This is a genomic window from Streptomyces sp. NPDC007991, assembly GCF_042958445.1.
Classification (GTDB): domain Bacteria; phylum Actinomycetota; class Actinomycetes; order Streptomycetales; family Streptomycetaceae; genus Streptomyces.
Genome location: NZ_JBIBJD010000001.1, coordinates 853,560 through 877,113, shown reverse-complemented (window position 1 = coordinate 877,113; position 23,554 = coordinate 853,560). Strand labels below are relative to the sequence as shown.

Below are 23,554 nucleotides of genomic sequence, written 5' to 3'. Positions count from 1 at the left end.
ACCCGGCGCAGGTGAACCTCACAGCAGCCGTCGTTCGCGGGCGCGGCGCACCGCGTCGCTGCGGCGGCTGACGGCGAGCTTGCGGTAGATGCTCTTGAGGTGGGTCTTCACCGTGTTCACGGACACGTGCAGGCCGGCGGCGATCTCCTCGGTCGACCTCATCTCGGCCAGGAGCCGCAGCACGTCGCCCTCGCGTGCGCTGAGTTCCTCGACGACGAGGACCGGGGGCCGGTCCGGTGTGGCGGGCCCGGGGTCCTGGTGGCCGGGGCGGGAGAGGAGCCAGCCGGCGGCCAGTTCCCGGAGCCGGCCGGTGCTCAGCAGGGGGCGCAGCCAGGGACCGGCTTCCAGGAAGGGCCGGCGCAGGTGCCCGCGCCGGCCGTCCAGCAGGGCCTGGGCGACGAGGCGGCGGGCGGTGACGGGATCGCCGCTCTCGTGGGCGGCCTGGGCGCGGACCAGGGTGGCCCGGACGGTGACCGCCGGGCCGGGCCGGTCGTCCTCCGGCAGGTTGGCGATCTTGTCGAGCGCCCCTTCGACCCGGCCCGCCGCGAGCCGGGCCCGCGCCGCCTCGACCGCGCAGGCCGTCCCGTGGTGCGCCACGCGCTCGACGACCTCCCGGGCCGCTTCGGGGTGCCCCTGGGCCAGGTGGGCGGCGGACGCGAGCAGGGCGGCGTGGTCCTCCGCCCAGGGTGAGCTCACCGCTGCCGGGACGGACGCGTCCGCCGCCGCCAGCGCGGCCCGGGCGTCCCCTCGGGCGAGGAGCAGCCGCCCCCGGGTGAGGGTCCGGCCGGCTTCCGTCACTGGGTCGTCGCCGAGGGGGCCGGAGACGGCCGCCGCGTCGAGGAGCGCCTGGGCGTCGTCGAGTTCGTCGCGGTCGATCAGGACGGCGGCCAGGACCAGCGGGGCGAGGCCGGACCCGGCCTGCGGGGGCAGGCTGTAGCGCTCCGCCTGGCCGGCCGCCGCCAGGGCCTTGTGCTCCGCCGGGCCGGGCCGGCCGTTCAGGTGGTCGATCAGCGCGAGGTGGCCGAGCGCCTCCCACCTGGGCAGCGCCATCGCCGCTGCGCCGGGGTGTCCGGCGACCGCCGACAGGACGTCGCGGGCGTCGTCGAAACGCCCGGCCCACAGGCGGGCGGAGCCGAGGTGGGTGAGGAGGAGGGCGGTGACTTCCGGGTGGTTCTCCAGGAGCTGTGCGGGGACGTCCTGGCGGAGGGCCCGCGCCTCTTCGACGGCTCGCTCCGCTCTGTCCGGAGAGCCGGTCATCCGGGCCGCCAGGGCCTCCAGCAGGGCGCGGCCGAGCAGGACCGGCGCCCGGTCGCGGCCGTTGCCGTCCAGCGCCTGCCCGGCCCGCCGCAGGTGGGGCAGGCCGTGTTCGAGATCGTGGTGGGCCAGTTCGCGGGCGGCGCGGACGAGGTCGGGTGCCGGGCCCGTGGTCTCGGGACTCATCCGTGCGAACAGGGCGGACAGCTCCTCGGAGTGCAGGCCGGTGAACAGCTGCCCGATCGCGAGGTCGTCGACGAAGGCGTCGGCGGTGAACTCCCAGTCGTCCGCTGCGGCGCCCTGGACGAGCGCTTCGTGCAGGGCCCCGGACCGCCGCAGCCACCGAGCGGCCCGGCCGCGCAGCTCCGGCTCCAGTCCGGGGCGGCGTTCGCGCAGGTGGGCGCGGAGGATCTCGGCGAACAGCGGGTGCAGGCCGTACCACGAGTGGCCGAGGTACTGGACGAAGGCGTTCTCCCGGTGCAGCGCGGCCAGGACCGGCTCGGCGTCGGTGCGCAGCGTGAGCGCGTTCACCAGGTCGGGGCAGCAGCGGTCCAGGACGCTGATGCGCAGCAGCAGGTCCTGTGTGCCGGGTGGCTGCCGGTCGAGCACCTCGGCCAGCAGGAAGTCGGCCACCGCGCTGTGGTCGGCCTCGAACTGCTTCACGTACAAGTGGGGGTCCGCGACCTGCCGAGCGGCCAGGGCGCACAGTCTGAGGCCGGCGGCCCACCCCTGGGTACGGTCCACCAGGGCCCGCACGGCGCTGTGGTTCAGGTGCAGGCCGTGCCGCGACAGCAGCTCCGCGGCCTCCCCGGCGGTGAACGCCAGCTCGGCGTCGCGGATCTCCGTCATCTCGCCCGAGGCCCGGTACCGGTGCAGCGGCAGCAGGGGTTCCGTGCGGGTGACGAGGACCAGGCGCAGGCCGCGCCCGGCGTGGTGCAGGACGAACTGCAACTGCTCCGCGATCTCGGGTGAGGTCACCCGGTCGAACTCGTCGAGCACGACGACGGTGGTGTGGTCCCGGCTCTCGAGGTCGGCGGCGAGGCGGGTCAGCGTCCGCCGGTCCACCCGGCCGGCCTCCGCCGGGCAGCCGACCTCGCCCGCCACGGGGACGCCGGCGGCGCGCAGTGCCTCCAGCAGATAGGCCCAGAAGATCCCGGGTGCCTGGTCGGCGGGGTCGGCGGTGAGCCAGACGACCGGTTCGGGCAGGCCGGCGGCCCAGTCGGCGACCAGGAGGGTCTTGCCCGCGCCGGCCGGCCCGTTGACCATCGTCAGGGGGGTCGTCAGCGCCTGGTCGAGATGGCTGACCAGGCGGGTCCGGCGCAGGAAGCCGGCGGGCCGCTTCGGCAGGGCGAACCGGGTACGCAGCATCGGGTCGCCCGTGGGGTCGGCGCCCGTGGACGCCGGCTCCGCACCAGTCTCCGCAGTCGTGGCCATGGGGCTCCCCACTGCCTGCAGTGCGCCGGATCATGAGCAGCGCTCGTGTCCTCAGGATCTCAGTGTTCACTCCCCCGCGCACACCGGCCCGGGCCCCGCCGCTCCCCCGGCAACCACCCGTGGCGGGGGATGCGGCCATCGCGGTGGCGGGGTGGGCTGGGAGCGCGCGCCGCGCCCCGGCGCGCGAGACATATCCGCACCGACACCTGGGAGCCGCACGGCATGGCCGAGGCGGCTCGGATCGGGGTGACGACCATGTGCCGCTGGCTCGCCTACTCGGGCACTCCCGTGCTGCTGGACGATGTCCTCTACCGGCCGCAGCACTCGCTGATCGACCAGAGCCTGCATGCCCGGATGGGGGTCGAGACCACCAACGGCGACGGCTTCGGCGTCGGCTGGTACGCGTGGCACCTGCGCACCCCCGCCGTCATCCGCGACACCGGCCCGGCCTGGAGCAACCGCAACCTCCGGGAGATCGCCGACCACGTCCGCTCGTCGCTGTTCTTCGCCCACGTCCGCGCCTCGACCGGGACGTCCGTGCAGCAGACCAACTGCCACCCCTTCCGGCACGGGCACTGGATGTGGATGCACAACGGGGCGATCACCGGCTTCAGCGAACTGCGCCGCGACCTCATGCTCGCCGTGGCTCCGGAGCTGTTCCCGTCGCTGGAGGGCACGACGGACTCCGAGGTGATGTTCCACGTGGCCCTCACCCTCGGGCTGGACGGCGATCCGCCGGGCGCGGTGGCCCGCATGGTGGGGCTCGTCGAGCGGCTGGGCCACGAGCACGGGGTGCCGGAGCCGCTCCAGATGACGGTCGCGGTGACCGACGGCGAACGGCTGTGGTTCTTCCGGTACTCCAGCGCGGCGGACTCGCGGTCGCTGTTCTACAGCAGCCGCGTGGAGGACCTGCGGGCCCTCCACCCCGACCTCGCGTTCCTGAACCACATCTCCGACGACACCCGGCTGGTCGTGTCGGAGCCGCTCGGTGATCTGCCCGGGGCCTGGAACGCGGTACCGGAGAGCAGCTACGGCGTCGTGCAGCCCGGCCGGGAGCTGCTGCGGCATTTCGAGCCCGAGCCGGTCTGAGCCGGTCTGAGCCGGTCGGAGCCGGTCCGAGCAGGCCGGTCAGAGGCGGTCGCGTCAGCGGAGCCGGCCGGCGAACGCCTGGTACGCCTGCTCGTCGAAGAGCACGAACCTGACCTCCTCGACCGCCGTGTCCGCTGCCCGTACGGTCTCCACCGCGATGCGGGCGCCGTCGTCCATCGGCCAGCCGTAGACGCCGGTGGAGACGGCCGGGAACGCGACCGTGCGCGCGCCGAGCTCGTCGGCGACGCGGAGGGACTCGCGGTAGCAGGAGGCGAGGAGGGCGGAGCGGTCCTCGGTGGCGCTGTGGACGGGGCCGACCGTGTGGATCACCCAGCGGGCGTCCAGGTCGCCGGCGGTGGTGGCGACCGCCTGGCCGGTGGGCAGGCCCTTGCCGTACCGCGAGGCGCGGAGCCTGCGGCACTCCTGAAGGATCGCGGGGCCGCCGCGCCGGTGGATCGCTCCGTCGACGCCTCCCCCGCCCAGCAGCGAGGAGTTGGCGGCGTTGACGATGGCGTCGACGCTCTCGCGGGTGATGTCGCCCTGGGCCAGTTCGATGGCGGTCATGGCTGCCTCAGTCGCTTCCAGACGGCCTTGGCCGCGTTGTGCCCCGACATGCCGTGCACGCCGGGGCCCGGCGGGGTCGCCGACGAGCAGATGAAGACGGCCGGGTGAGGCGTGCGGTAGGGGAACAGGGTCGGTTTGGGGCGCAGCAGGATCTGGAGGCCGGAGACCGCGCCGGAGGCGATGTCACCGCCGACGTAGTTGGCGTTGCGGGTGGCGAGTTCGGGCGGGCCCGCCGTCGCGCGGGCCAGGACGCGGTCGCGGAACCCCGGGGCGAACCGCTCCAGTTGGCGTTCGACGGCGTCGGTGAGGTCGCCGGTCCAGCCGTGCGGTACGTGGCCGTAGGCCCAGAAGACGTGCTTGCCCGCGGGGGCCCGGGTGGGGTCGGCGACACTCGGCTGGACCGTGATCAGGAACGGTTTGTCGGGGGCCCGGCCTTCCCGGGACGCCGCGCGCAGGGCCGCGCCGATCTCCGCACGGTCCGCGCCGATCTGCACCGTGCCGGCGACGCGGGCCTCCTTCGCGGTCCAGGGCACGGGGCCGTCCAGCGCGTAGTCGATCTTGAAGACGCCCGGGCCGTAGCGGTAGTCCGCGTAGTGGTTGCCGAAGCCGGCGATGCGGGCCAGGGCGGTGGGTGAGGTGTCGAAGACGTACGCGCGGGCCGGCGGCAGGTCGTCCAGGCGCTTGACCTCGTAGTCGGTGTGGACGCTGCCGCCGAGGTCGCGCAGGTAGGCGGCGAGGGCGTCGGAGATGGCCTGGGAGCCGCCGCGGGCGACGGGCCAGCCGCGGGCGTGGGCCGCCAGGGCGAAGACCAGGCCGATGGCGCTGGTGGCGAAGCCGCCGAGGGGTGCCATGACATGCGCGACGAGCCCGGCGAACAGCGCCCTGGCCGGTTCGTCGCGGAACCGGCGCGTCAGCAGCGTGGACGGGGGCAGGCCGACCAGGCCGAAGCGCGCGAGGGTGACCGGGTCGCGGGGCAGGGCCGTGAGCGGCAGGGACATGAAGTCGCGGACGAGCACGTCCCACTTGGGCAGGAAGGGCTCGACGAGTCTGCGGTACGCCCCGGCGTCGCGCGGCCCGAAGGATGCGGCCGTCTCGCCCACCGACCGGGCCAGCACGGCCGCCGAGCCGTCCGGGAAGGGGTGCGCCATGGGAAGCTCGGCGTGCAGCCATTCCAGGCCGTAGCGCTGGAGCGGCAGGGCGCGGAACGCGGGTGAGTTGATGGCGAGCGGGTGTGCCGCGGAGCACGGGTCGTGCCGGAAGCCGGGCAGGGTGAGCTCCTCGGTGCGGGCACCGCCGCCCACGGTGCCCTGGGCTTCGAACACGGCGACGGAGAATCCGCGGCGGGCCAGCTCCACGGCCGCGGTCAGTCCGTTCGGCCCCGCACCCACTACGACGGCATCGAGCATCGACGGCACCTTCGGACCCCTTCGTCAGCCGACGGCCACTGAGGATCAGGATAGGCCCGGGGACTGACGGTAACCGGCCGCGGGGGGATTCACAGGGGAAAGAGGCCCGGAGCGGCCCTTGAGCTACGGGGCGTGTACCCTCCGTGACCTTCAGTCTCCGCTCGCCAGCAGTGCCGCCACCCGGCGGGCGGTGGCCGCGTCGCGGGCCGCCGTGAAGGGGAGGTCGTTACCGCCGGTGATGCGGAACGGCTCGCCCGCGCGGGTCAGGTGGGCGCCGCCCGCCTCCTCGACCAGGAGCAGACCGGCCGCGTGGTCCCAGGCCGCTTCCCACGAGAAGGCGGTGGCGTCGGACTCGCCCCGCGCGATGGCGAGGTACTCCAGTCCGGCCGAGCCGCACGCGCGCGGGGCCACACCCTCGGTGCGCAGGCCGAGCAGGGCACGCTTCTGCTCGTCCGTCGTGTAGTCCGGGTGGGAGGTGGCCACGCGGAGGTCCCGGCCGGGCTCGGGCACACCGGCGAACAGCCGCTCCCCGTCGAGGTAGGCACCCTTGCCCCGCTGGGCGGTGGCGAGCTGGTCGCGGGCGGCGGCGTAGGTCCAGGACGCGAGCAGGGTGCCGCCGTGGGCCAGCGCGACCAGGGTGCAGAAGGTTGGTTCGCCGCGCACGAACTGCCGGGTGCCGTCGACCGGGTCGATGATCCAGACGGGGGCGTCGCCGCGTATGGCCTCGTAGGACGACGGGTTGGCGTGGACCGCCTCCTCGCCGACCACGGCCGAGCCGGGCAGCAGGGCGCCCAGCGCCTCGGTCAGGTGCAGCTCGGCCTTGCGGTCGGCGTCCGTGACCAGGTCGTGCGGGCCGGCCTTCTGGTCGACCTCGTGCGCGGCGAGCCGGCGCCAGCGCGGCATGATCTCGGCGGCGGCCGCGCCGCGGATCGCCTCCTCGACGTCGGACGCGTGCCGTGCGAGAAACTCTTCGATGGTTTCGGTGCTGTCGATCACCTCTCCATCACATCACGCGGCACTGACAATCCCCACCCGCCCGCTGCACTGCGGGTGGCCGCACGATGAACAGCGACGGGTCCGCGTGGGCTCCACAGCCGGGGGGACTGAGCGGGTTCACCGCCCGACGGCGTAGCCCTGCATGCCGCGCGGGTTCGCCGCCGCCGACAGGACGCCCGTCCGGGGGTCGCGCGCGACCGCGCACAGCCGGCCCTCCGACCAGGCGCCGCCGACGGTCACCTGGTGGCCGCGCCGCCGCAGCTCCTCGACGACGGCCGGGTCGGTGCGCGACTCCACGGTGACGCTCCCCGGGCGCATGCCGCGCGGGTAGAAGGAGCCGGGGAAGCTGTCGTTGTGCCAGTTCGGGGTGTCGATCGCGCCCTGGAGGTCCAGTCCGCCGCGCACCTGGGAGCGCAGCGCGACCGCCAGGAGGAAGTGCAGCTGCCACTGGTCCTGCTGGTCCCCGCCCGGTGTGCCGAACGCCATGACGGGCACGCCCTCGCGCAGGGCTATCGAGGGCGTCAGCGTGGTGCGGGGGCGGCGGCCGGGGGTGAGGGAGTTCGGCAGGCCCTCCTCCAGCCAGGTCATCTGGAGCCGGGTGCCGAGCGGGAAGCCCAGTTCGGGCACGACGGGGTTGGACTGGAGCCAGCCGCCGCTGGGCGTGGCCGCGACCATGTTGCCCCAGCGGTCGACGACGTCCAGGTGGCAGGTGTCGCCGCGGGTGGCACCGTCGTCGCCGACCTCCGGTTCCCCGGGCACGGGGGACGCCGGGCTCTTGGCGACGGTCGGTTCGCCGGTGCCCGGGGCGGTGGCCCCCTCAGGAGCGGTGGCCGCCACGCGCGCGTGCGCGGACAGCCGCGGGGTGCGTGCGCCGGGGCTGCCGGGCCGCAGACCGAGACCGGCCCGCTCGCCGACGAGAGCGCGCCGGCCGGTGTTGTACGCGTCGGACAGCAGGTCCTCCAGCGGCACGTCGGCGGCGTCCCCGTACCAGGCCTCCCGGTCGGCCATGGCGAGTTTGCAGTTCTCCACCAGCAGGTGGACGTAGTCGGCTGAGCCGTAGCGGGGCAGTTCGGGCGGGAGCAGGGCGAGTTGCTGGAGGAGGACCGGGCCCTGGCTCCAGGGGCCCGGCTTGCACACGGTCCAGCCGTTCCAGTCGTACGTCGCCGGGGTCTCGTAGGTCGCGGACCAGGCGGCGAGATCGGTGGCCGTGAGGGTGCCGGTGTGGTGGGCGCCGCTGGTGTCCAGGGTGGGCCGCCGGGCCTGCCGTACCAGGGCCTCGGCGATGAAGCCGGAGCGCCACACCTCCCGCGCGGCCTCGATCCGGGCTTCCCGGTCCCCGGCCCCCGCGGTCTCGGCGAGCAGGCGCTTCCAGGTGGCGGCGAGCGCCGGGTTGGCGAAGAGCTCGCCGGGGCGCGGGGCCTTGCCGCCGGGCAGGTAGACCTCCGCCGACGAGGTCCATTCCGTCTCGAACAGCTCGCGTACGGTCTCGACGGTCTCGCCGACGCGCTCCACGGGCGGGTGCCCGTGCTCGGCGTACCCGATGGCGTACTTCAGGACGTCGGCGAGGGACTTGGTGCCGTGGTCGCGCAGCAGCAGCATCCAGGCGTCGAACGCGCCCGGCACGGCGGCGGCGAGCGGCCCGGTGCCGGGGACGAGGTCCAGGCCGAGGCCCCGGTAGTGCGCGACCGTCGCCCCGGCCGGGGCGACGCCCTGCCCGCACAGCACCCGCACCTCGCCGCCGGCCGGGGCGAGCAGGATCGGCACCTCGCCCGCCGGGCCGTTGAGGTGCGGCTCGACGACATGCAGCACGAACGCGCCCGCGACGGCGGCGTCGTAGGCGTTGCCGCCGTCCTCCAGGACGGCCATGGCCGACTGCGAGGCGAGCCAGTGCGTGGAGGAGACCATGCCGAACGTGCCCTGGAGGGTGGGGCGGGTGGTGAACATGCGGTCTTTCACCTCGCTGTGCGAATCCGGGCCGGCCCAGCAGGCTATCGGTGCGGCGGGACCTGGGCCCTGCCGGGGCTTCGGTGATCCAGACGGGCTGGACCGGTTCCGAAGGGGAACGCGGGAGCGCCGCTCAGGGCAGCCGTCGTCCCGCCGTCAGCAGGTGACCGCTCGCGCCCAGCAGGGCCGGCTCGGACTCGATGCGCCGGGTCGCGGCCAGAACGGCCTCACGGCGCTCCGGGTCGTCCAGCCACCGCTCGACCCCGCCCATGAGCCAGGCGACGCCCTCGACGCCGTACTGACCGTCGACGACGAGCCCCGCCTCGGTGAACTCCCGTGGCGGCTCGTCCGGTCGGGCGAAGTACGCGGTGGTGAAGAGGCTGCCCTCCCACTGAGAAGGGTGCCGGCCGTGCTCCGAGACGGAGTCGGTCCGGGCTCGGTGGGCGGGCTCGAAGTAGCGCTCTTCACGCAGCAGGTCGTGCAGGGCCGCGTGCCGGTTGATGGTGGCCGCGACGACCAGGCCCCCGGGCCGCACCACCCGACGCGCCTCACTCAGTGCGCGGACCCGGTCGGCCCGCTCCGGCAGGTGGTAGAGCGGGCCGAGCAGCAGCACCACGTCGTACGCGCCGTCCTGCGCGGGCAGAGCCCGGGCGTCCCCGGCCCGGACCGCGACACCGGGCAGCCGCGCCGCCTGTTCCAGGTGCAAGGGCACCGGATCGACGAGTTCGACCTCGTGCCCGTCCTCGGCGAGCCACTCCGCGTGCACACCGCTGCCGCCGCCGACGTCCAGCACACGCACCGGGCCCTCGGGCAGGAGCCGCCGGAGCACGTCCTGAGTGCGCCAGAACTCCAGGCGGTTGGAGCCCTGCCGGAGGCGGGCATCCTCCTTGCCGAGGGCGTAGTAGGCGAGAATGTCCTCACCAACGACGGGATGTTGGGGCATGTCCCGACTTGTCCCCATGGGTGACGAAGGCATGACTCAAGGCTGCGCAGCGCGGCCACCCCGGCGCAAACGGTATTCCGGCCAGCGCGTTCCCGTGTCAGGCACAAACCGTTCACTCGGCTGCGAACCGGCCGAAACCCCGACCGGCGACAGTGAGTCACCGTCACCGCGCGGGCACGGAGCGAGTTCGCACTTCCGCGTCACAGGGAGTCATGTGAAACTGTCGTCCCGTCCGCCGTCCCCCACGAGAAGGGCGCCGTGCGTTCTCTCCCTCTGCCCCTGGCCCTGACCGCACGCATCTCCCCGGTGGCCGTGCTCGCCGCGGCGGGCTGGGCGCTGTCGTCCGGCCCGCTCGCCGCGCCGCAGGCCGCCGAGCACAAGCCGGCCGGCGAGAAGACCGAGACCCAGTCCGCGTCCGCCCCGTCGACATCGACGGTGTCGAAGGCCTACCCGGCCGCTCCGGCGCCGTGCGAGAGCGTCGCCAAGAAGACGGTCGAGTCGCTGGTGCCGGGTGCCAAGACGGCCGGGAAGGAGATCCCGTCCACGGACTCGAAGTTGCGCCGCACCTGCTCCTGGAACGCGCTCAAGGGGTACGACTACCGCTGGCTCGACGTGTCCTTCGAGTTGATGGAGTCGGACGAGGCCGCGGAGAAGGCGTACAAGGGACGCACCGAGGAGAACAGCGGCGGAGGCGCCGTCCCCGGGCTGGGCGACAGCGCGTACTCCATCGTCAACCTCACCACCGAGGACAAGCAGCAGACCCGCGAGGGCCAGGTGTTCGTCCGCGCGTCCAACGCTCTGGTGGTCGTCACGTACAACGGCAGCGACTTCGAGTCGAAGAAGGCGCCGAGCACGGAAACGATCAACAAGGGCGCCATCAAGGCCGCGAAGGAAGCGGTGGCCGCGCTGGAGGGCGGCAAGGGCTGACCGCCCTCCAGCGTCCGCGTCCGTAGCCGTCTCAGACGGTGGCCCGGTTGCCCCCCCGTGCCGCCATCAGCACCAGGTACAGCAGCATCGAGGTGCCCAGGCCCACCGCCCAGCCGTAGTCGGCCAGACCGGCCAGTGCCGGGATGGGGCGGCCGTCGATCAGCGGCTTGAAACTCGCGCCGCCGACGGCGAGGACACCGCCGCTGACGAAGGCGACGACGGCCCGCCAGTTCCAGCCGCCCTCGTACCAGTAGCGGCCGCCGGTGCGGTACAGGTCGGCCAGGTCGAGCCGGGAGCGGCGCAGGATCCAGTAGTCGGCGATGAGGATGCCCGCGACGGTGCCGAGCAGGCCGCCGACCAGGCCGAGCCAGGTGAAGATGTAGCCCTGCGGGTCGGAGTACAGCTTCCACGGGAAGATCAGCACACCGAGGACGCAGGTGGCGAGTGCGCCCGCCCGGAAACTGATCTTCCGTGGCGCGATGTTGGAGAAGTCGAACGCGGGTGAGACCAGGTTGGCCGCGACGTTGACGGACAGCGTCGCCACCAGGACGGTGACGAGGGCGAACAGCAGGCCCACCGTGTTGTCGGTCCTGGCCGCGAGCTGTACCGGGTCCCAGATCGCCTCGCCGTAGACGGCCTGCGAGCCGGAGGTGACCATCACGGACAGGAACGCGAACAGGGTCATGGTGGTCGGCAGACCGAGGGCCTGACCCCACGTCTGCGCCTTCTGGCTCTTGCCGTAGCGGGTGAAGTCGGGGATGTTCAGCGAGAGCGTGGACCAGAAGCCGATCATGCCCATCAGGGCGGGTGCGAACAGCTTCCAGAAGTCGGCGCCCCAGCCGAGCTTCGACGGCTGGTCGAACAGCGGGCCGAAGCCGCCCGCCTTGTCGCTCATCCACCACAGCATCACGAACGCGCCGACGAGCACGAACGGCGCCGCCCAGTTCTCGAAGCGGCGGATGGTCTCCATGCCCCGGTAGATGATGACGACCTGGAGCGCCCAGAAGATCGCGAACGACAGCCACATGGTCCAGGCGTAGCCGCCGACCTTCGCCGCGTCCGTCCAGCCGCTGCCGACGAGCTTGCCGGCCAGGAAGTAGATGGCCTCGCCGCCGATCCAGGTCTGGATGCCGAACCAGCCGCAGGCCACCAGCGCCCGTACGACGGCGGGCAGGTTGGCCCCGCGGATGCCGAAGGAGGCCCGGGCGAAGACCGGGAAGGGTATGCCGTACTTGGGTCCGGCGTGCCCGGTGAGCAGCATCGGTATCAGCACGATCACATTGGCCAGGGCGATGGTGAACACCGCCTGCTTCCAGTCCATGCCGACGGCGATGAGACCGGAGGCCAGGGTCCAGGAGGCCGTGTTGTGGGCCATGCCGACCCACAGCGCGGAGAAGTTGTACGTGGTCCAGGTGCGCTTGCCGACGGGGACCGGCAGCAGGTCCTCGTTGGCGTAGGGCCCGGTCGGTGCGGGGGCGCCCGGGGCGATCTCCACCCGGCCGTCGGCGAGGGTGACTTGGGTGGTCGGCGGTGCCGGGGGAACGGTGTCGGTCATGGGCCAGGCCAATCGGGGAGGCGGGACGGGAAAGGCCACGCGGGTGACGCCGATGGGGGGTGCGCTCGGGAGCGCCCTGGGCCCCCTTCCCGGTCCGGCGGGAAGGGGGAGATCAAAGGGGGTCGGCAGGCAGTGGCGCCGAGGTGGTCAGCCGTTGACGGCCGGGATGACCCGCGCTCCGTACGTGTCGATCACGGTTTCCTGCGCGTCGTGCATGTCGTAGACGGCGAACTGGTCCACGCCGAGCGCGCGCAGCGCGTTCAGCTTCTCGACGTGCTTGTCGACCGGCCCGATCAGGCAGAACCGGTCGACGATCTCGTCGGGCACGAACTGGGTGTCGGGGTTGTCGGCGCGGCCGTGGTGGGAGTAGTCGTAGCCCTCCCGCGCCTTGATGTACTCGGTGAGTTCACCGGGGACGGCGGCGGAGTGCTCGCCGTACTTGGAGACCAGGTCGGCGACGTGGTTGCCGACCATCCCGCCGAACCACCTGCATTGGTCGCGCGCGTGGGCGAGCGTCTCGGGCGAGTCGTCCTCGGTGACGTAGGCCGGGGCGGCCACGCATACGGTCACCGCCGAAGGGTCCCGGCCGGCGGCGACGGCCGCGTCCTTCACGGCCTTGACCATGTACTCGGTCAGATAGAGGTCGGCCAGCTGCAGGATGAACCCGTCGGCCTCCTCACCCGCCATCTTCAGGGCCTTGGGCCCGTACGCGGCCATCCACACGGGCAGTTCGGCGCCCGGCCTGATCCACGGGAACCGGACGACCGTGCCGCCGCCGAGGTCGGCCTCCCCGCCGCCGGCGAGGGCGCGGATGACCTTCATGGCCTCGCTGATCCGGGCCAGCGTGTTGGGCTTGCGGCCGGCCACGCGCATCGCGGAGTCGCCGCGGCCGATGCCGCAGACCGTGCGGTTGCCGAACATGTCGTTGAGGGTGGCGAAGGTGGAGGCGGTGACCTCCCAGGTGCGGGTGCCCGGGTTGGTCACCATCGGCCCGACCTTCAGTTTCGTGGTGTTGGCCAGGATCTGGCTGTAGATCACGAACGGTTCCTGCCACAGCACGGCGGAGTCGAAGGTCCAGCCGTACGAGAAGCCGTTCCGTTCCGCGCGTTTCATCAGGCTGATCACCCGCGAGGCCGGCGGGTCGGTCTGCAGGACGAGTCCGAAGTCCATCCGCACCACTCCTAGTTGAGGTACTGACAGGTGGAACGCGGGGTGAAGACGCCGTGCCCGGCGGTCCCGGTGTACTCCCGCTCGGTGATGACGGGCACGCCGCGCGAGAGGACCGTCTCGACCCGCCCGGTGACGCGTTTGCCCTCGTACGCCGAGTAGTCGACGTTCATGTGGTGCTCTGAAGCCGACATGACCTGCTCGGCCTGCGGGTCGTAGATGACGACGTCGGCGTCGGCGCCCGGCGCGATGGTGCCCTTCTTCGGGTAGAGGCCGAACATCCGGGCCGGGGTGGCGCAGGCGATCTCGATCCAGCGGCGGCGCGAGATGTGCCCGTCGAGCACGGCCTGGTGCAGCAGGTCCATCCGGTTCTCGACGCCCGGCAGACCGTTGGGGATCTTGGAGAAGTCGCCGCGGCCGAGTTCCTTCTGGCCGACGAAGCAGAAGGGGCAGTGGTCGGTGGAGACGACCTGGAGGTCGTTGGTGCGCAGGCCCCGCCACAGCGCGGCCTGGTGCTCCTTCGGCCTGAGCGGGGTACTGCACACGTACTTCGCGCCCTCGAAGTCCGGCTCGGCGAGGTTGTCGGTGGACAGGAACAGGTACTGCGGGCAGGTCTCGCCGAAGACGTTCAGCCCCTCGTCGCGGGCCCGGGCCAGTTCGGCGACCGCCTCCGTCGCCGAGACGTGCACGACGTACAGGGGCGCGCCCGCGACCTGCGCGAGCTTGATGGCGCGGTGAGTGGCCTCGGCCTCCAGCAGGGCCTTGCGGACCTCGCCGTGGTAGCGGGGATCGGTCTCGCCCCGGGCCAGGGCCTGTTCCACCAGGACGTCGATCGCGATGCCGTTCTCGGCGTGCATCATGATCAGGCCGCCGTTCTCGGCGGAGCGCTGCATGGCGCGCAGGATCTGGCCGTCGTCGGAGTAGAACACCCCCGGGTAGGCCATGAACTGCTTGAAGGAGGTGACGCCCTCCTCGATCAGGTGGTCCATCTCCTTGAGGGTGTGCTCGTTGACATCGGAGACGATCATGTGGAAGCCGTAGTCGATGGCACAGTTGCCCTCGGCCTTGCCGTGCCAGGCGTCCAGGCCCTCGCGCAGGCTGTGCCCGACGCTCTGCACGGCGAAGTCGATGATCGTGGTCGTGCCGCCCCAGGCGGCGGCGCGGGTGCCGGTCTCGAAGGTGTCGGAGGCGAAGGTGCCGCCGAAGGGCAGCTCCATGTGGGTGTGGGCGTCGACGCCGCCGGGGATGACGTACTTTCCGGTGGCGTCGATCGTCCGGTCCGCGGTGAAGGCCTCGGCGGCGGGGGTGCCGGAGGCTGCGAAGGCGGCGATTCGGCCGTCCTCGATCAGGACGTCGGCGTGGATCTCGTCGGATGCGGTGATGACGAGGCCGCCGCGGATGACTGTACGGCTGCTCATGTCGTGGTCGCTCCTCGCGGTGGATGCGTGCCGGTTGTCGGTGGTTGGTCGCGCCCGCGCGGCGGTAGCCGCATATCGAATACAGCCCCGCGCCCCTAGAGGTCCGTCAGCGGACCGTATGTTCCAGGCGCCCTGTCCCTGTAGAACTGCCAGCGGTCGCGGACCTCGCGGAGTTTGGCCATGTCGAGGTCGCGGACGACCAGTTCGGGCTCCTTGTCGCCGGCCACCTCGCCGACGAACTGGGCCTCCGGGTCGACGAAGTACGACGTCCCGTAGAAGTCGTTGTCGCCGTACTCCTCGACGCCGACCCGGTTGATCGCGCCCACGAAGTACTCGTTGGCGACGGCCGCCGCCGGCTGTTCCAGCTGCCAGAGGTAGCCGGACAGGCCGCGCGAGGTGGCCGAGGGGTTGAAGACGATCTCGGCGCCCGCGAGGCCGAGCGCGCGCCAGCCCTCGGGGAAGTGGCGGTCGTAGCAGATGTAGACGCCGACCTTGCCGACGGCGGTCTCGAAGACCGGCCAGCCGCTGTTGCCCGGACGGAAGTAGAACTTCTCCCAGAAGCCCTGCACCTGGGGGATGTGCGTCTTGCGGTACTTGCCGAGGTAGGAGCCGTCCGCGTCGATCACGGCGGCGGTGTTGTAGAGGACCCCGGGCTGTTCCTCCTCGTACATCGGCAGGACCAGGACGATGCCCAGTTCCCTGGCGAGGGCCTGGAAGCGGCGGACGATCGGGCCCTCGGGGATCTGCTCGGCGTACTCGTAGAAGGCCGGGTCCTGGACCTGGCAGAAGTACGGTCCGTAGAACAGCTCCTGGAAGCAGAGGACTTGGGCGCCCTGTGCGGCGGCGTCGCGGGCCGCCTGCTCGTGGACCTGGATCATCGACTCCTTGTCGCCGGTCCAGGCGGTCTGGAAGACGGCGGCACGGATCACTCGGCTCATCGGGACCTCCGGTCGCTCGGTGTGCCGTGAGCCTAGGAAGCCGGGACGCGGTCTTTGAGGTGCACCGTGTCACGTCTGCGGACGTGCGGCGTGTCACCGTGTCACTCTGCCGTGGACCCATGTTTCACCGCCGTTTTCCCAGGTGGTCGGGTGTTTCACTGCTGTTGCGCGTCGTGCGCGAGGAGTGCGATGTGCACCGAGGCGGCCTGCTCGAAGTCGTCGAGGTCCACCCCGAGGCGGGCCTGTATGGATTCCAGGCGGCGGTAGAGGGCGGGCCGCGAGACGTGGTGGAGCTGGGCGGTGCGGGACTTGTTGCGGCCGGTGGCGAGGTAGGTGCGCAGCACGGACAGCAGGTCCTCCTCGGTCTCGCACAGCAGCCCGTCCAGCTCCCGCTCCGCGAAGGACTGCACGTGCGGGTCGTCGCGCAGCAGGCGGATCAGGCCCCGCAGGTGGACGTCCCGCATGCGGACGACCGGCGGGAGGTCCAGAGCGGCGGCGGAGTCGGCGACGGCGTCCGCCACGTGCCGGGCCTCGCGCAGTCCGGCGGGGACGTCGTCCCAGGCGGCCCGGGGATCGGCCGCGGCGACGACCGTGCGGGCCGGTCCGGACTCGGTGCGCAGCCGGGTCGCGAAGTGCGCGGCGAGGGCGTCGGCGTCCTGGTCGCGCGGGAGGCTGAGCAGCACGGCGGTGGCTCCGTCGGCCAGTTCGGCGACCAGCCCGGGCAGGCCCAGCAGCCGCAGCAGCCGGTCGAGCCGGGCGGTGTCGCCGTCGCGGACGACCAGCGGCACGAACGTCCGCCGGTTGACCGGCAGTCCGGCCGCGCGCGCCCGCGGCAGCAGTTGCCGTGCCGGTACGACGCCGCTGACCAGGTCGGTCAGCAGGCTCTGCGCGGACTGCTCCTCCCAGGAGCAGGCGGCGCCGCCCAGCATGCGGTGCAGGACGAGGGCCTCGGCGGCGCGGTCGGCCAGCAGCCGCCCGGTGGCGGTGTCGCCCCGGTAGCCGCACAGCACGATCCGGCCCCAGCGCTCCCCGCGTCCGCCCAGTTCGGCCCGGATCCAGCCGTCGCCCTCGGTGCCTCCCCCAGTGCCTGAAAGGCCTGGGCGGTGCCCCCATGCCTGCCGGGCGATGCGCTCCCAGTCGCGCAGCACGTCGTCCAAGGCAGGACGCTCCCCCGCCGTGCCGAGGACGCGGTGGGCGAGGTTGGTGACGACGACCGGGCAGGCGCTGTGCCGGGCGATCTCGTCGAGCAGGCGTTGCAACGGGGCGCCCGCGGTGATGAGGGCGGTGAGTTCGGTGCGGACGGCCTCGGAGAGGCTGACGGCGGCGAACTTGCGCCGCACCAGCCGCGACTGGACCTCCTCGGTCAGCTCGGCGAAGGGGAAGGGCCGGTGCAGGACGACCATCGGCAGTCCGCACCGCTCGGCCGCCCGGCGCATCGCGGCCGGTGCGGCGGGGAAGGCGCGGCCGAGTCCGAGGACGACGGCGGCGGCGTCCGCGCGGTGCAGCGACCGGACGTACTCGGCCTGTTTCTCCTGGTCGCCGGCGAGCAGCACCCCGGTGGTGAGGACCATCTCGCCGCCGCTGAGCATCACGCCGACGTCGGCGGCCTCGGCGACGTGCACCCAGCGCACCGCCCGGTCGAGGTGGCTGGCGCCGGCCACCACCTCGGGCTCCCCGGCGAGGACCCGCTCCAGGGTGAGGACCTGCCGGACCGACAGCGCGGGTTCCAGGGAATCCAAGGTGATGGTCATGGTGCCGTTCCCTTGTTCAGTTCACTGCTACTGGATGCTCCTCAGAGCGTGCTCGAGGATCGCGGCGCCTTCCTCGGCCTCCGCGACGTTCAGGGACAGCGGCGGGGCGACGCGCAGGGCGCTGGTGTCGTGGCCGCCGCCCTTGCCGATCAGCAGGCCGCCCTCGCGGGCCGCCTCCAGGACGGCCGAGGCGGCCTGCGGGTCGGCCTCGTCGGTCCCCGGCTTGGTGATCTCGATGCCGATCATCAGTCCGCGTCCGCGCACCTCCCGTACGGCCGGCACGTGGGCGGCGGCGGACCGCAGCCGCTCGATGAGCATGCCGCCGACGCGCCGGGCGTTGCCCTGGAGGTCGTGTTCCAGCAGGTAGTTGAGGTTGGCGAGGCCCGCCGCCATGGTGATCTGGGTGCCGCCGAACGTGGAGATGCTGTTGGAGTCGAGGCAGTTCATGATCTCGGAGCGGGCGACGACACCGCCGATGGACATGCCGTTGCCGATGCCCTTGGCGAAGGTCATGAGGTCCGGCGGCCCGTTCCGCCCGTGGGCCTGCCAGCCCCAGAAGTGCTCGCCGGTGCGGCCCCAGCCGGTCTGCACCTCGTCGGCGATCCACAGGATGCCGCGCTCGTGCAGCACCTCGCGGAAGGCGGCGTACAGCCCGTCCGGCGGTGCGGTGAAGCCGCCGACGCCCTGGACGGGTTCGGCGATCAGCGCGGCCGGGGGGCGGGTGTGGCCGAGCAGGTCCTTCAGGTCGTCGACGCAGGCGGCGATGAAGTCGTCGTCGTCGAGGGAGGCGAACGGGCCGCGGGTGCGCACGCCGCCGTGGACGTACAGCGTCTGGAGCGGGGACAGGGAGGTCGGGGACCAGCCGCTGTTGCCGGTGATGCCGACGGAGCTGAAGGAGCGTCCGTGGTAGCTGTTGCGCATCGCCAGGATGGTGTTGCTGCGCCGGTACGCCGTGGCGAGCAGCAGGGCGGTGTCATTGGCCTCGGTGCCGGAGGTGGTGAAGAAGACGCGGGCGTCGGGGATGCCGCTGAGCTGGGCCACGCGCTCGGCGAGTTCGACCATCGGCCGGTTGAGGTACAGGGTCGAGGAGTGGACGATCCGCCCGGCCTGCTCGCTCACCGCCTTGGTCACCTCGGGCAGGGCGTGCGCGGTCATGGTGGTGAGGATGCCGCCGAAGAAGTCGAGGTACCGGTTGCCGTGGGCGTCCCAGACGTGGCGGCCCTCGCCGTGGGTGATCTCCAGGGGCTCCTCGTAGTAGAGGGCGAGCCAGTCGGGGAGCACGGCCCGGTGGCGGCCCAGCAGGTCGTTGGTCACGGCTGCACCAGTCCTTCGTAGGCGTCGGGGCGGCGGTCGCGGTAGAAGGCCCACGTCTGCCGCACTTCTTCGATGAGGTCGAGGTCCAGGTCGCGGATCACGAGCTCCTCCTGGCTGTCGCTGGCGACGTCGCCCACGAACTGCCCGCGGGGGTCGACGAAGTAGCTCGTCCCGTAGAAGTCGTTGTCGCCGTACTCCTCCTGTCCGACGCGGTTGATCGCGGCGATGTAGTACCCGTTGGCGACGGCCGCCGCGGGCTGCTCCAGCCGCCACAGGTGGGACGACAGGCTGCGGTGGGTGGCGGAGGGGTTGTAGACCAGCTGGGCTCCGGACAGGCCGAGCTGCCGCCAGCCCTCCGGGAAGTGGCGGTCGTAGCAGATGTAGACGCCGACCTTGCCGGCCGCCGTGTCGAAGACGGGCCAGCCGAGGTTGCCGGGCTTGAAGTAGAACTTCTCGCGGAAGCCCTTGAGCTGCGGGATGTGGTGCTTGCGGTACTTGCCGAGGTAGGTGCCGTCGGCGTCGATCACGGCCGCGGTGTTGTAGTAGAAGCCGGGCTGCTCCGCCTCGAACACCGGCGCGACGATCACCATGCCGGTCTCGCGCGCGAGGGCCCGCATGCGCCGCACGGTCGGCCCGTCGGGCACGGGCTCGGCCCAGCGGTAGTGCTCCGGCTCCTCGACCTGACAGAAGTAGGGGCTGTTGAAGACTTCCTGGAAACCGATGATCTTCGCGCCCCGGCGGGCCGCCTCGCGGGCGTGCTCCTCGTGTTTCGCCACCATGGACTCGGTGTCGCCGGTCCAGGTGGCCTGGACCAGAGCGGCACGTACGACGTTGGCCATGAGCTGCTCCTTCGACGCGACGTCAGCGCCTCTACGCCCGTAGAAGCGGGCCGTAGAGCCATGAACGTAAGCCTCTGGCACGGGCTTGCCAAGACCATCGTCGCCAACCCGCGGTACCGGGCGCCATTCGCACTCCGGTGGGTGAGTCGCCGGAGGTACGGCGTCGCCGGTCAGGCGGGGAATCCGGCGACTCGGAGGGCGTGCACGAGGTCCCGGCGGCGCTCGTCCGACATGCCCCGGGCGGCCTCCAGCAGAAGCGGTACGAGGGTCTGCGGGCCGGGCTCGGCGCTGTGGGCCGCCTCCTCGGGGGTGCGGGCCCTGACGTACGCGTCGAGCAGCACGCGCACCTCGCGGTGACGCCCCTCGGCGACGAGTCCGAGGACGGCCTCTCCGATCTCGCCCGGGGGCCGGCCGGCCCCCTGCCGCAGGATCTGCTGCCCGTCGCCCGCGCGTCCTGCCGCGCCCAGCGCGTCCGCCGCGGCGACCAGCCGACCGGCGGGCAGCGAGCCGGCCTCCCAGAGCAGGGTCTGCCAGTCCGCACCGAGCCCGGCCCGCTCCAGCTCCTGCGCGAGCAGCGGGAACCGGGCCGGGGCCCAGGACGCGGCCTCGACCAGCAGGGCATGCGCCTCGCCGCTGCGGCCCTCCTTCCGCAGCCGCGCGAGGGCCTCGACGGCCCGTACGACATCCCTCCGCTCCGCCGCACCGACGGCCGGGGGGCGCGGTTCCGCCCGCTCCTCCCCCACGTCTTCGGCGGCCCCGGCGAACCGCGCGCCCCGGGGCGTACGGCGACCGGTCACGGGGGCGGGATCAGGCAACTCGGGCACGACAGCGGACGGCACGACCACGGGTGCGGCGTCCTCCTCGACCATCCCGGCGAAGCGGGCACTGCCGCGGCGGCGTTTGCGTTGCTTGGGGACATGGGGTTCAGGGGCGGCTGACGGTTCGGGACCGGCTTGGGGTTCGGGTGTGGGTCGGGGTTGACCGGCGGCTGCTTGGTGGGCAGTTCGGGCGTGGTGGGCTCGGGGCTCGGATGCTCCTGGGGCCGGGGCGGCGAAGGCGCCGGGCGTACCGCCGGCTGCGGATTCCCGTGCGGCGGCCCAACCCGACTGGTACTCGGGGTCACGGGCATCCACGGCGCCCTCCGACGAGGCGACCCCAGCCCCCGGATACTCGCCGTCACGCCCATCAGCCCCACGATCCGAAGCCGCGAACACGTCGGGCGCACCGCCGGATGCGGCCCCCCGCGAGGCAGCCCACCGCGCCCCATACTCGCGAGCACCGGCCGCAGCCTCCCGCGAAGCGACCCCATCTACCGGATACTCGCCATCACGCCCATCAGCCCCACGATCCGAAGCCGCGAACACGTCAGGCGCACCGCCGGATGCGGCCCCCCGCGAGGCAGCCCACCGCGCCCGATACTCGCGAGCACCAGCCGCAGCCTCCCGCGAAGCGACCCCATCTACCGGATACTCGCCATCACGCCCATCAGTCCCAGGAACCGAAGCCGCGAACGCACCGGGCGCACCATCGGCCCCATCTTCCCGCGAGGCCGCACGCCCAGCCGAAAAATCGCCCTCCCGGCCCTCGGTCCGGCCCACCGCAGCCGCGAACGCGTCGGCGGCGCCGTCGGCCGTGGCCCCCCGCGAGGCCATACGCCTCACCGGAAATTCGCCCTCCCGGGCATCGGGCCGCCCGGCCGGGGCCGCCCCGGCCGCCGTATGCCGGGGGTCGTCAGGCCCGTCCGCACCCGTGACGCGTGGCGCCGGGTCGTCGTCGTGCCAGGGCGTGGCGGGCGTGCGGGGGCCGTACGGGCCGCCCGGGGCCGATCGCATACGGCCGCTGTCCGGTGCCGGGCCGTCAGGCGTGTACCCGTCGGCCCTTGCCGGCCGAGCACCGTCCGCCGCGGCACCAGAGTCTGCCCACCCGGCCGACGCTGCTCGCGAAGCCCCGTCAGCCGCCGCACCAGGGCCCGGCCCCCGGCCCGATCCTGCTCGCGAGGCCCCGTCCGCCGCGAGGCCTTCGTCGTCCGGCCTGCGGCGCCACGCGCCCGACCAGACACCGTCGTCGTCACCCGGATACCTGTGGCCGCCGCCTCCGCCCGACGCACCCGTGGGAGCCCCCGACGCGCCACCAACCCGCTCGTCGCCCCACACCTCATGGGACACACCCCGCTCACGGCGGTCCAAGTCGGCCATCCGGGCGCGGAGTTCCGCGCAGCGCGCCGTCGCGCGTTCGTGGTCGTCGTGGGCCCAGGCGAGGTCGAGGCGGAGGGAGTCGGCCTGTTCGCGGGTGGGGGCGGTGGCGAGGAGGCGGGTCAGTTCCGCCTGGCGTTCGGCCGCGTACTTCTGTTCGCGGAGCATGACGTCGAGCCGGTCCCCGAGGGCGTCACGGCCACCGGGCCGGGCGTCGTACGCGGCGAGCGCGGCGGCGTGCAGGGACCGGGCGCGTTCCGTCTCCGGGACCGCGCCCCCCGGGCCGTACTGCCCGGCGAGGTCCTGCAACAGCGCCTCGACCACGTCCCACGGCGGCAGCTCCCGTCCGTCGAGACAGGCCCGCATGCCCTCGGGGTCACGCTGCCAGAACACCGCGCACCAGCCCCCGGACGGGTCCAGGCGTGCCACCAGACCGTCCAGGTAATGCGCGAACTCCCGTACGTCACTCGGGAGTCGATCCGCCGCCATCACTCAACTCCCGCCCGACCGGAGCACTCCGCCCAGTAGGCAACACCAGTTGTGTTACAGCCGTGCTACGGGGAGTTTTCACACGGGGCGCAGGAGCCTCAGTGCCGCCTCGTCAGACCGGCACCAGCACGCACCGCCCGGCCAGCTCGTCCATCGAGAGCCCGAGCGTGCCCGCCAGCGCGGCCACGGTGAAGAAGGCGGGCGTCGGGGCCCGGCCGGTCTCGATCTTCCGGAGTGTCTCCGGGGAGATGCCGGCGCTCGCCGCGACCTCCGCCATGCTCCGGTCGCCACGCGCCGCCCGCAGCAGCCGGCCGAGCCGTTCGCCGCGTTCGCGCTCTTCGGGGGTGAGAGGGGTGCGCACCATGCCACCATTCTAATACCGGTATAGTAATTGGCATGGTTGAGCTGAAGACCGATGTGTCGATCGATGCGATGTACGAGGCGGGCCAGGTCGTGGCCCGCACCCTGACGGCCGCACAGAAGGCCGCTGACGTGGGCGTCTCCCTGCTGGAACTGGACGAGGTGGCGCACGACGTGCTGCGTGGGGCCGGCGCGACCTCGCCCTTCCTGGGCTACCGGCCGGCCTTCGCACCGACCCCCTTCCCCGCCGTCCTGTGCGTCTCGGTCAACGACGCGATCGTGCACGGCATCCCGACCCGCTACCGGCTGCGCGACGGCGACCTGGTCTCCATCGACTTCGGCGCGGAGCTGGATGGATGGGTCGGCGACTCGGCCCTCAGCTTCGTCGTGGGCACCCCGCGCCCGGCCGACCTGCGCCTGATCGAGACCGCCGAGCGGGCCCTCGAAGCCGGCATCGAGGCCGCCGTCGTCGGCAACCGCATCGGCGACATCGCCCACGCGATCGGCACCGTCTGCCGCGCCGCGGGCTACGGCATCCCGGACGGTTTCGGCGGCCACGGCATCGGCCGCCGCATGCACGAGGACCCCGGGGTGCCGAACGAGGGCAGGCCGGGGCGCGGGATGCGCCTGAGGCACGGCATGGCGCTGGCGATCGAACCCATGGTCATCGCGGGCGGTATCGACACCTTCCACCCGGCTCCCGACGGCTGGACCCTGATGACGGACGACGGCTCCCGCGCGGCCCACGCGGAGCACACGGTCGCGATCACGGACGCGGGGCCGAGGATCCTGACGGCACGCTGAGATCATCCTGACCGCACGCCGAGATATGCCGGGATTACCCAGGTGCGCCGCGAAGGTGCCCCTTGTCCGCGATCGTGCGAAGGTGTTCTAGGAGCGCGCCCCAGGTGTAACGGGCTGCCACCCGGGTTACCCGACCCCGGCACGTCGACCAGCGAGGGCGTCCCCCGCCC

Annotated in this window: 19 protein-coding genes; 4 read left to right on the top strand and 15 right to left on the bottom strand. The window is 72.8% G+C overall.

The features are described 5' to 3' along the window. Positions 1–18: 18 nt before the first annotated feature. Positions 19–2,688 (bottom strand): LuxR C-terminal-related transcriptional regulator, encoded by a 2,670-nt coding sequence (locus tag ACFZDA_RS03700; RefSeq protein ID WP_391074265.1) that lies wholly within the window; start codon positions 2,686–2,688, stop codon positions 19–21. Positions 2,689–2,943: 255 nt separating this feature from the next. Between ACFZDA_RS03700 and ACFZDA_RS03695 the strand changes: the two genes are divergently transcribed. Further along, on the top strand, positions 2,944–3,777 hold the full coding sequence (locus ACFZDA_RS03695; protein ID WP_391074594.1) for a class II glutamine amidotransferase: 834 nt from the start codon (positions 2,944–2,946) through the stop codon (positions 3,775–3,777). A 54-nt stretch (positions 3,778–3,831) separates the two neighbouring features. On the opposite strand, the gene ACFZDA_RS03690 is transcribed toward ACFZDA_RS03695, so the two are convergent. From ACFZDA_RS03690 to ACFZDA_RS03670, 5 genes are all read right to left on the bottom strand, one after another. Continuing rightward, entirely contained in the window at positions 3,832–4,341 is a 510-nt protein-coding gene (locus tag ACFZDA_RS03690) for an O-acetyl-ADP-ribose deacetylase (protein WP_391074262.1), read from the bottom strand. Continuing rightward, positions 4,338–5,747, bottom strand: coding sequence for an FAD-dependent oxidoreductase (locus tag ACFZDA_RS03685; RefSeq protein WP_391074259.1), 1,410 nt, complete (start codon positions 5,745–5,747; stop codon positions 4,338–4,340). Before ACFZDA_RS03685 ends, ACFZDA_RS03690 begins: the two co-directional genes overlap by 4 nt. 150 nt (positions 5,748–5,897) lie before the next feature. Next, positions 5,898–6,743 carry an inositol monophosphatase family protein gene (locus tag ACFZDA_RS03680; protein ID WP_391074256.1) on the bottom strand — a complete coding sequence of 282 codons (846 nt, stop codon included), beginning with the start codon at positions 6,741–6,743 and terminating at the stop codon, positions 5,898–5,900. Between the two features lie 117 nt (positions 6,744–6,860). Further along, complete coding sequence (locus ACFZDA_RS03675; protein ID WP_391074253.1) at positions 6,861–8,687, bottom strand: gamma-glutamyltransferase; 1,827 nt, start codon at positions 8,685–8,687, stop codon at positions 6,861–6,863. A 133-nt stretch (positions 8,688–8,820) separates the two neighbouring features. After that, a complete protein-coding gene (locus tag ACFZDA_RS03670) occupies positions 8,821–9,630 on the bottom strand; it encodes a methyltransferase domain-containing protein (RefSeq protein ID WP_391074250.1) in 810 nt (269 codons plus the stop codon). A gap of 258 nt (positions 9,631–9,888) precedes the next feature. Between ACFZDA_RS03670 and ACFZDA_RS03665 the strand changes: the two genes are divergently transcribed. Beyond that, positions 9,889–10,557 carry a hypothetical protein gene (locus ACFZDA_RS03665; RefSeq protein ID WP_391074247.1) on the top strand — a complete coding sequence of 223 codons (669 nt, stop codon included), beginning with the start codon at positions 9,889–9,891 and terminating at the stop codon, positions 10,555–10,557. A 31-nt stretch (positions 10,558–10,588) separates the two neighbouring features. On the opposite strand, the gene ACFZDA_RS03660 is transcribed toward ACFZDA_RS03665, so the two are convergent. From ACFZDA_RS03660 to ACFZDA_RS03625, 8 genes are all read right to left on the bottom strand, one after another. Beyond that, complete coding sequence (locus ACFZDA_RS03660; RefSeq protein ID WP_391074245.1) at positions 10,589–12,112, bottom strand: NCS1 family nucleobase:cation symporter; 1,524 nt, start codon at positions 12,110–12,112, stop codon at positions 10,589–10,591. Positions 12,113–12,259: 147 nt separating this feature from the next. Continuing rightward, positions 12,260–13,282, bottom strand: coding sequence for a TIGR03842 family LLM class F420-dependent oxidoreductase (locus ACFZDA_RS03655; RefSeq protein ID WP_391074242.1), 1,023 nt, complete (start codon positions 13,280–13,282; stop codon positions 12,260–12,262). Positions 13,283–13,293: 11 nt separating this feature from the next. Further along, on the bottom strand, positions 13,294–14,697 hold the full coding sequence (gene hydA, locus ACFZDA_RS03650; protein ID WP_391074239.1) for a dihydropyrimidinase: 1,404 nt from the start codon (positions 14,695–14,697) through the stop codon (positions 13,294–13,296). A 95-nt stretch (positions 14,698–14,792) separates the two neighbouring features. Continuing rightward, on the bottom strand, positions 14,793–15,635 hold the full coding sequence (locus ACFZDA_RS03645) for a nitrilase-related carbon-nitrogen hydrolase (protein WP_391074236.1): 843 nt from the start codon (positions 15,633–15,635) through the stop codon (positions 14,793–14,795). A gap of 155 nt (positions 15,636–15,790) precedes the next feature. After that, on the bottom strand, positions 15,791–17,386 hold the full coding sequence (locus ACFZDA_RS03640) for a PucR family transcriptional regulator ligand-binding domain-containing protein (protein WP_391074233.1): 1,596 nt from the start codon (positions 17,384–17,386) through the stop codon (positions 15,791–15,793). A gap of 27 nt (positions 17,387–17,413) precedes the next feature. Beyond that, the gene (locus ACFZDA_RS03635) at positions 17,414–18,700 is read right to left on the bottom strand and encodes an aminotransferase class III-fold pyridoxal phosphate-dependent enzyme (RefSeq protein ID WP_391074230.1); all 1,287 of its coding nucleotides are present in this window, start codon (positions 18,698–18,700) and stop codon (positions 17,414–17,416) included. Further along, the gene (locus ACFZDA_RS03630) at positions 18,697–19,539 is read right to left on the bottom strand and encodes a nitrilase-related carbon-nitrogen hydrolase (RefSeq protein WP_020277068.1); all 843 of its coding nucleotides are present in this window, start codon (positions 19,537–19,539) and stop codon (positions 18,697–18,699) included. The genes ACFZDA_RS03635 and ACFZDA_RS03630 overlap by 4 nt, the downstream gene beginning before the upstream one ends. A gap of 170 nt (positions 19,540–19,709) precedes the next feature. After that, entirely contained in the window at positions 19,710–20,408 is a 699-nt protein-coding gene (locus tag ACFZDA_RS03625) for a hypothetical protein (protein ID WP_391074225.1), read from the bottom strand. Between the two features lie 1,287 nt (positions 20,409–21,695). Between ACFZDA_RS03625 and ACFZDA_RS03620 the strand changes: the two genes are divergently transcribed. Then, positions 21,696–22,259, top strand: coding sequence for a hypothetical protein (locus ACFZDA_RS03620; protein ID WP_391074222.1), 564 nt, complete (start codon positions 21,696–21,698; stop codon positions 22,257–22,259). A gap of 73 nt (positions 22,260–22,332) precedes the next feature. Here the strand turns inward: ACFZDA_RS03620 and ACFZDA_RS03615 are convergent, their stop codons facing one another. Beyond that, positions 22,333–22,584 carry a helix-turn-helix domain-containing protein gene (locus ACFZDA_RS03615; protein WP_307178452.1) on the bottom strand — a complete coding sequence of 84 codons (252 nt, stop codon included), beginning with the start codon at positions 22,582–22,584 and terminating at the stop codon, positions 22,333–22,335. 32 nt (positions 22,585–22,616) lie between these two features. On the opposite strand from ACFZDA_RS03615, the gene map reads away from it, so the two are divergent. Further along, positions 22,617–23,384 carry a type I methionyl aminopeptidase gene (gene map / locus ACFZDA_RS03610; RefSeq protein WP_391074219.1) on the top strand — a complete coding sequence of 256 codons (768 nt, stop codon included), beginning with the start codon at positions 22,617–22,619 and terminating at the stop codon, positions 23,382–23,384. Positions 23,385–23,554 lie beyond the last annotated feature (170 nt).

Excerpts from the sequence above, each read along its gene's own strand:
- ACFZDA_RS03685 (WP_391074259.1), bottom strand. The coding sequence starts at position 5,747 with ATGCTCGATGCCGTCGTAGTGGGTGCGGGGCCGAACGGACTGACCGCG.
- ACFZDA_RS03675 (WP_391074253.1), bottom strand. The coding sequence starts at position 8,687 with ATGTTCACCACCCGCCCCACCCTCCAGGGCACGTTCGGCATGGTCTCC.
- hydA (WP_391074239.1), bottom strand. The coding sequence starts at position 14,697 with ATGAGCAGCCGTACAGTCATCCGCGGCGGCCTCGTCATCACCGCATCC.
- map (WP_391074219.1), top strand. The coding sequence starts at position 22,617 with ATGGTTGAGCTGAAGACCGATGTGTCGATCGATGCGATGTACGAGGCG.
- ACFZDA_RS03640 (WP_391074233.1), bottom strand. The coding sequence starts at position 17,386 with ATGACCATCACCTTGGATTCCCTGGAACCCGCGCTGTCGGTCCGGCAG.
- ACFZDA_RS03655 (WP_391074242.1), bottom strand. The coding sequence starts at position 13,282 with ATGGACTTCGGACTCGTCCTGCAGACCGACCCGCCGGCCTCGCGGGTG.
- ACFZDA_RS03690 (WP_391074262.1), bottom strand. The coding sequence starts at position 4,341 with ATGACCGCCATCGAACTGGCCCAGGGCGACATCACCCGCGAGAGCGTC.
- ACFZDA_RS03695 (WP_391074594.1), top strand. The coding sequence starts at position 2,944 with ATGTGCCGCTGGCTCGCCTACTCGGGCACTCCCGTGCTGCTGGACGAT.
- ACFZDA_RS03625 (WP_391074225.1), bottom strand. The coding sequence starts at position 20,408 with ATGGTCGAGGAGGACGCCGCACCCGTGGTCGTGCCGTCCGCTGTCGTG.
- ACFZDA_RS03630 (WP_020277068.1), bottom strand. The coding sequence starts at position 19,539 with ATGGCCAACGTCGTACGTGCCGCTCTGGTCCAGGCCACCTGGACCGGC.
- ACFZDA_RS03660 (WP_391074245.1), bottom strand. The coding sequence starts at position 12,112 with ATGACCGACACCGTTCCCCCGGCACCGCCGACCACCCAAGTCACCCTC.
- ACFZDA_RS03615 (WP_307178452.1), bottom strand. The coding sequence starts at position 22,584 with ATGGTGCGCACCCCTCTCACCCCCGAAGAGCGCGAACGCGGCGAACGG.
- ACFZDA_RS03620 (WP_391074222.1), top strand. The coding sequence starts at position 21,696 with ATGGGACACACCCCGCTCACGGCGGTCCAAGTCGGCCATCCGGGCGCG.
- ACFZDA_RS03700 (WP_391074265.1), bottom strand. The coding sequence starts at position 2,688 with ATGGCCACGACTGCGGAGACTGGTGCGGAGCCGGCGTCCACGGGCGCC.
- ACFZDA_RS03670 (WP_391074250.1), bottom strand. The coding sequence starts at position 9,630 with ATGCCCCAACATCCCGTCGTTGGTGAGGACATTCTCGCCTACTACGCC.
- ACFZDA_RS03645 (WP_391074236.1), bottom strand. The coding sequence starts at position 15,635 with ATGAGCCGAGTGATCCGTGCCGCCGTCTTCCAGACCGCCTGGACCGGC.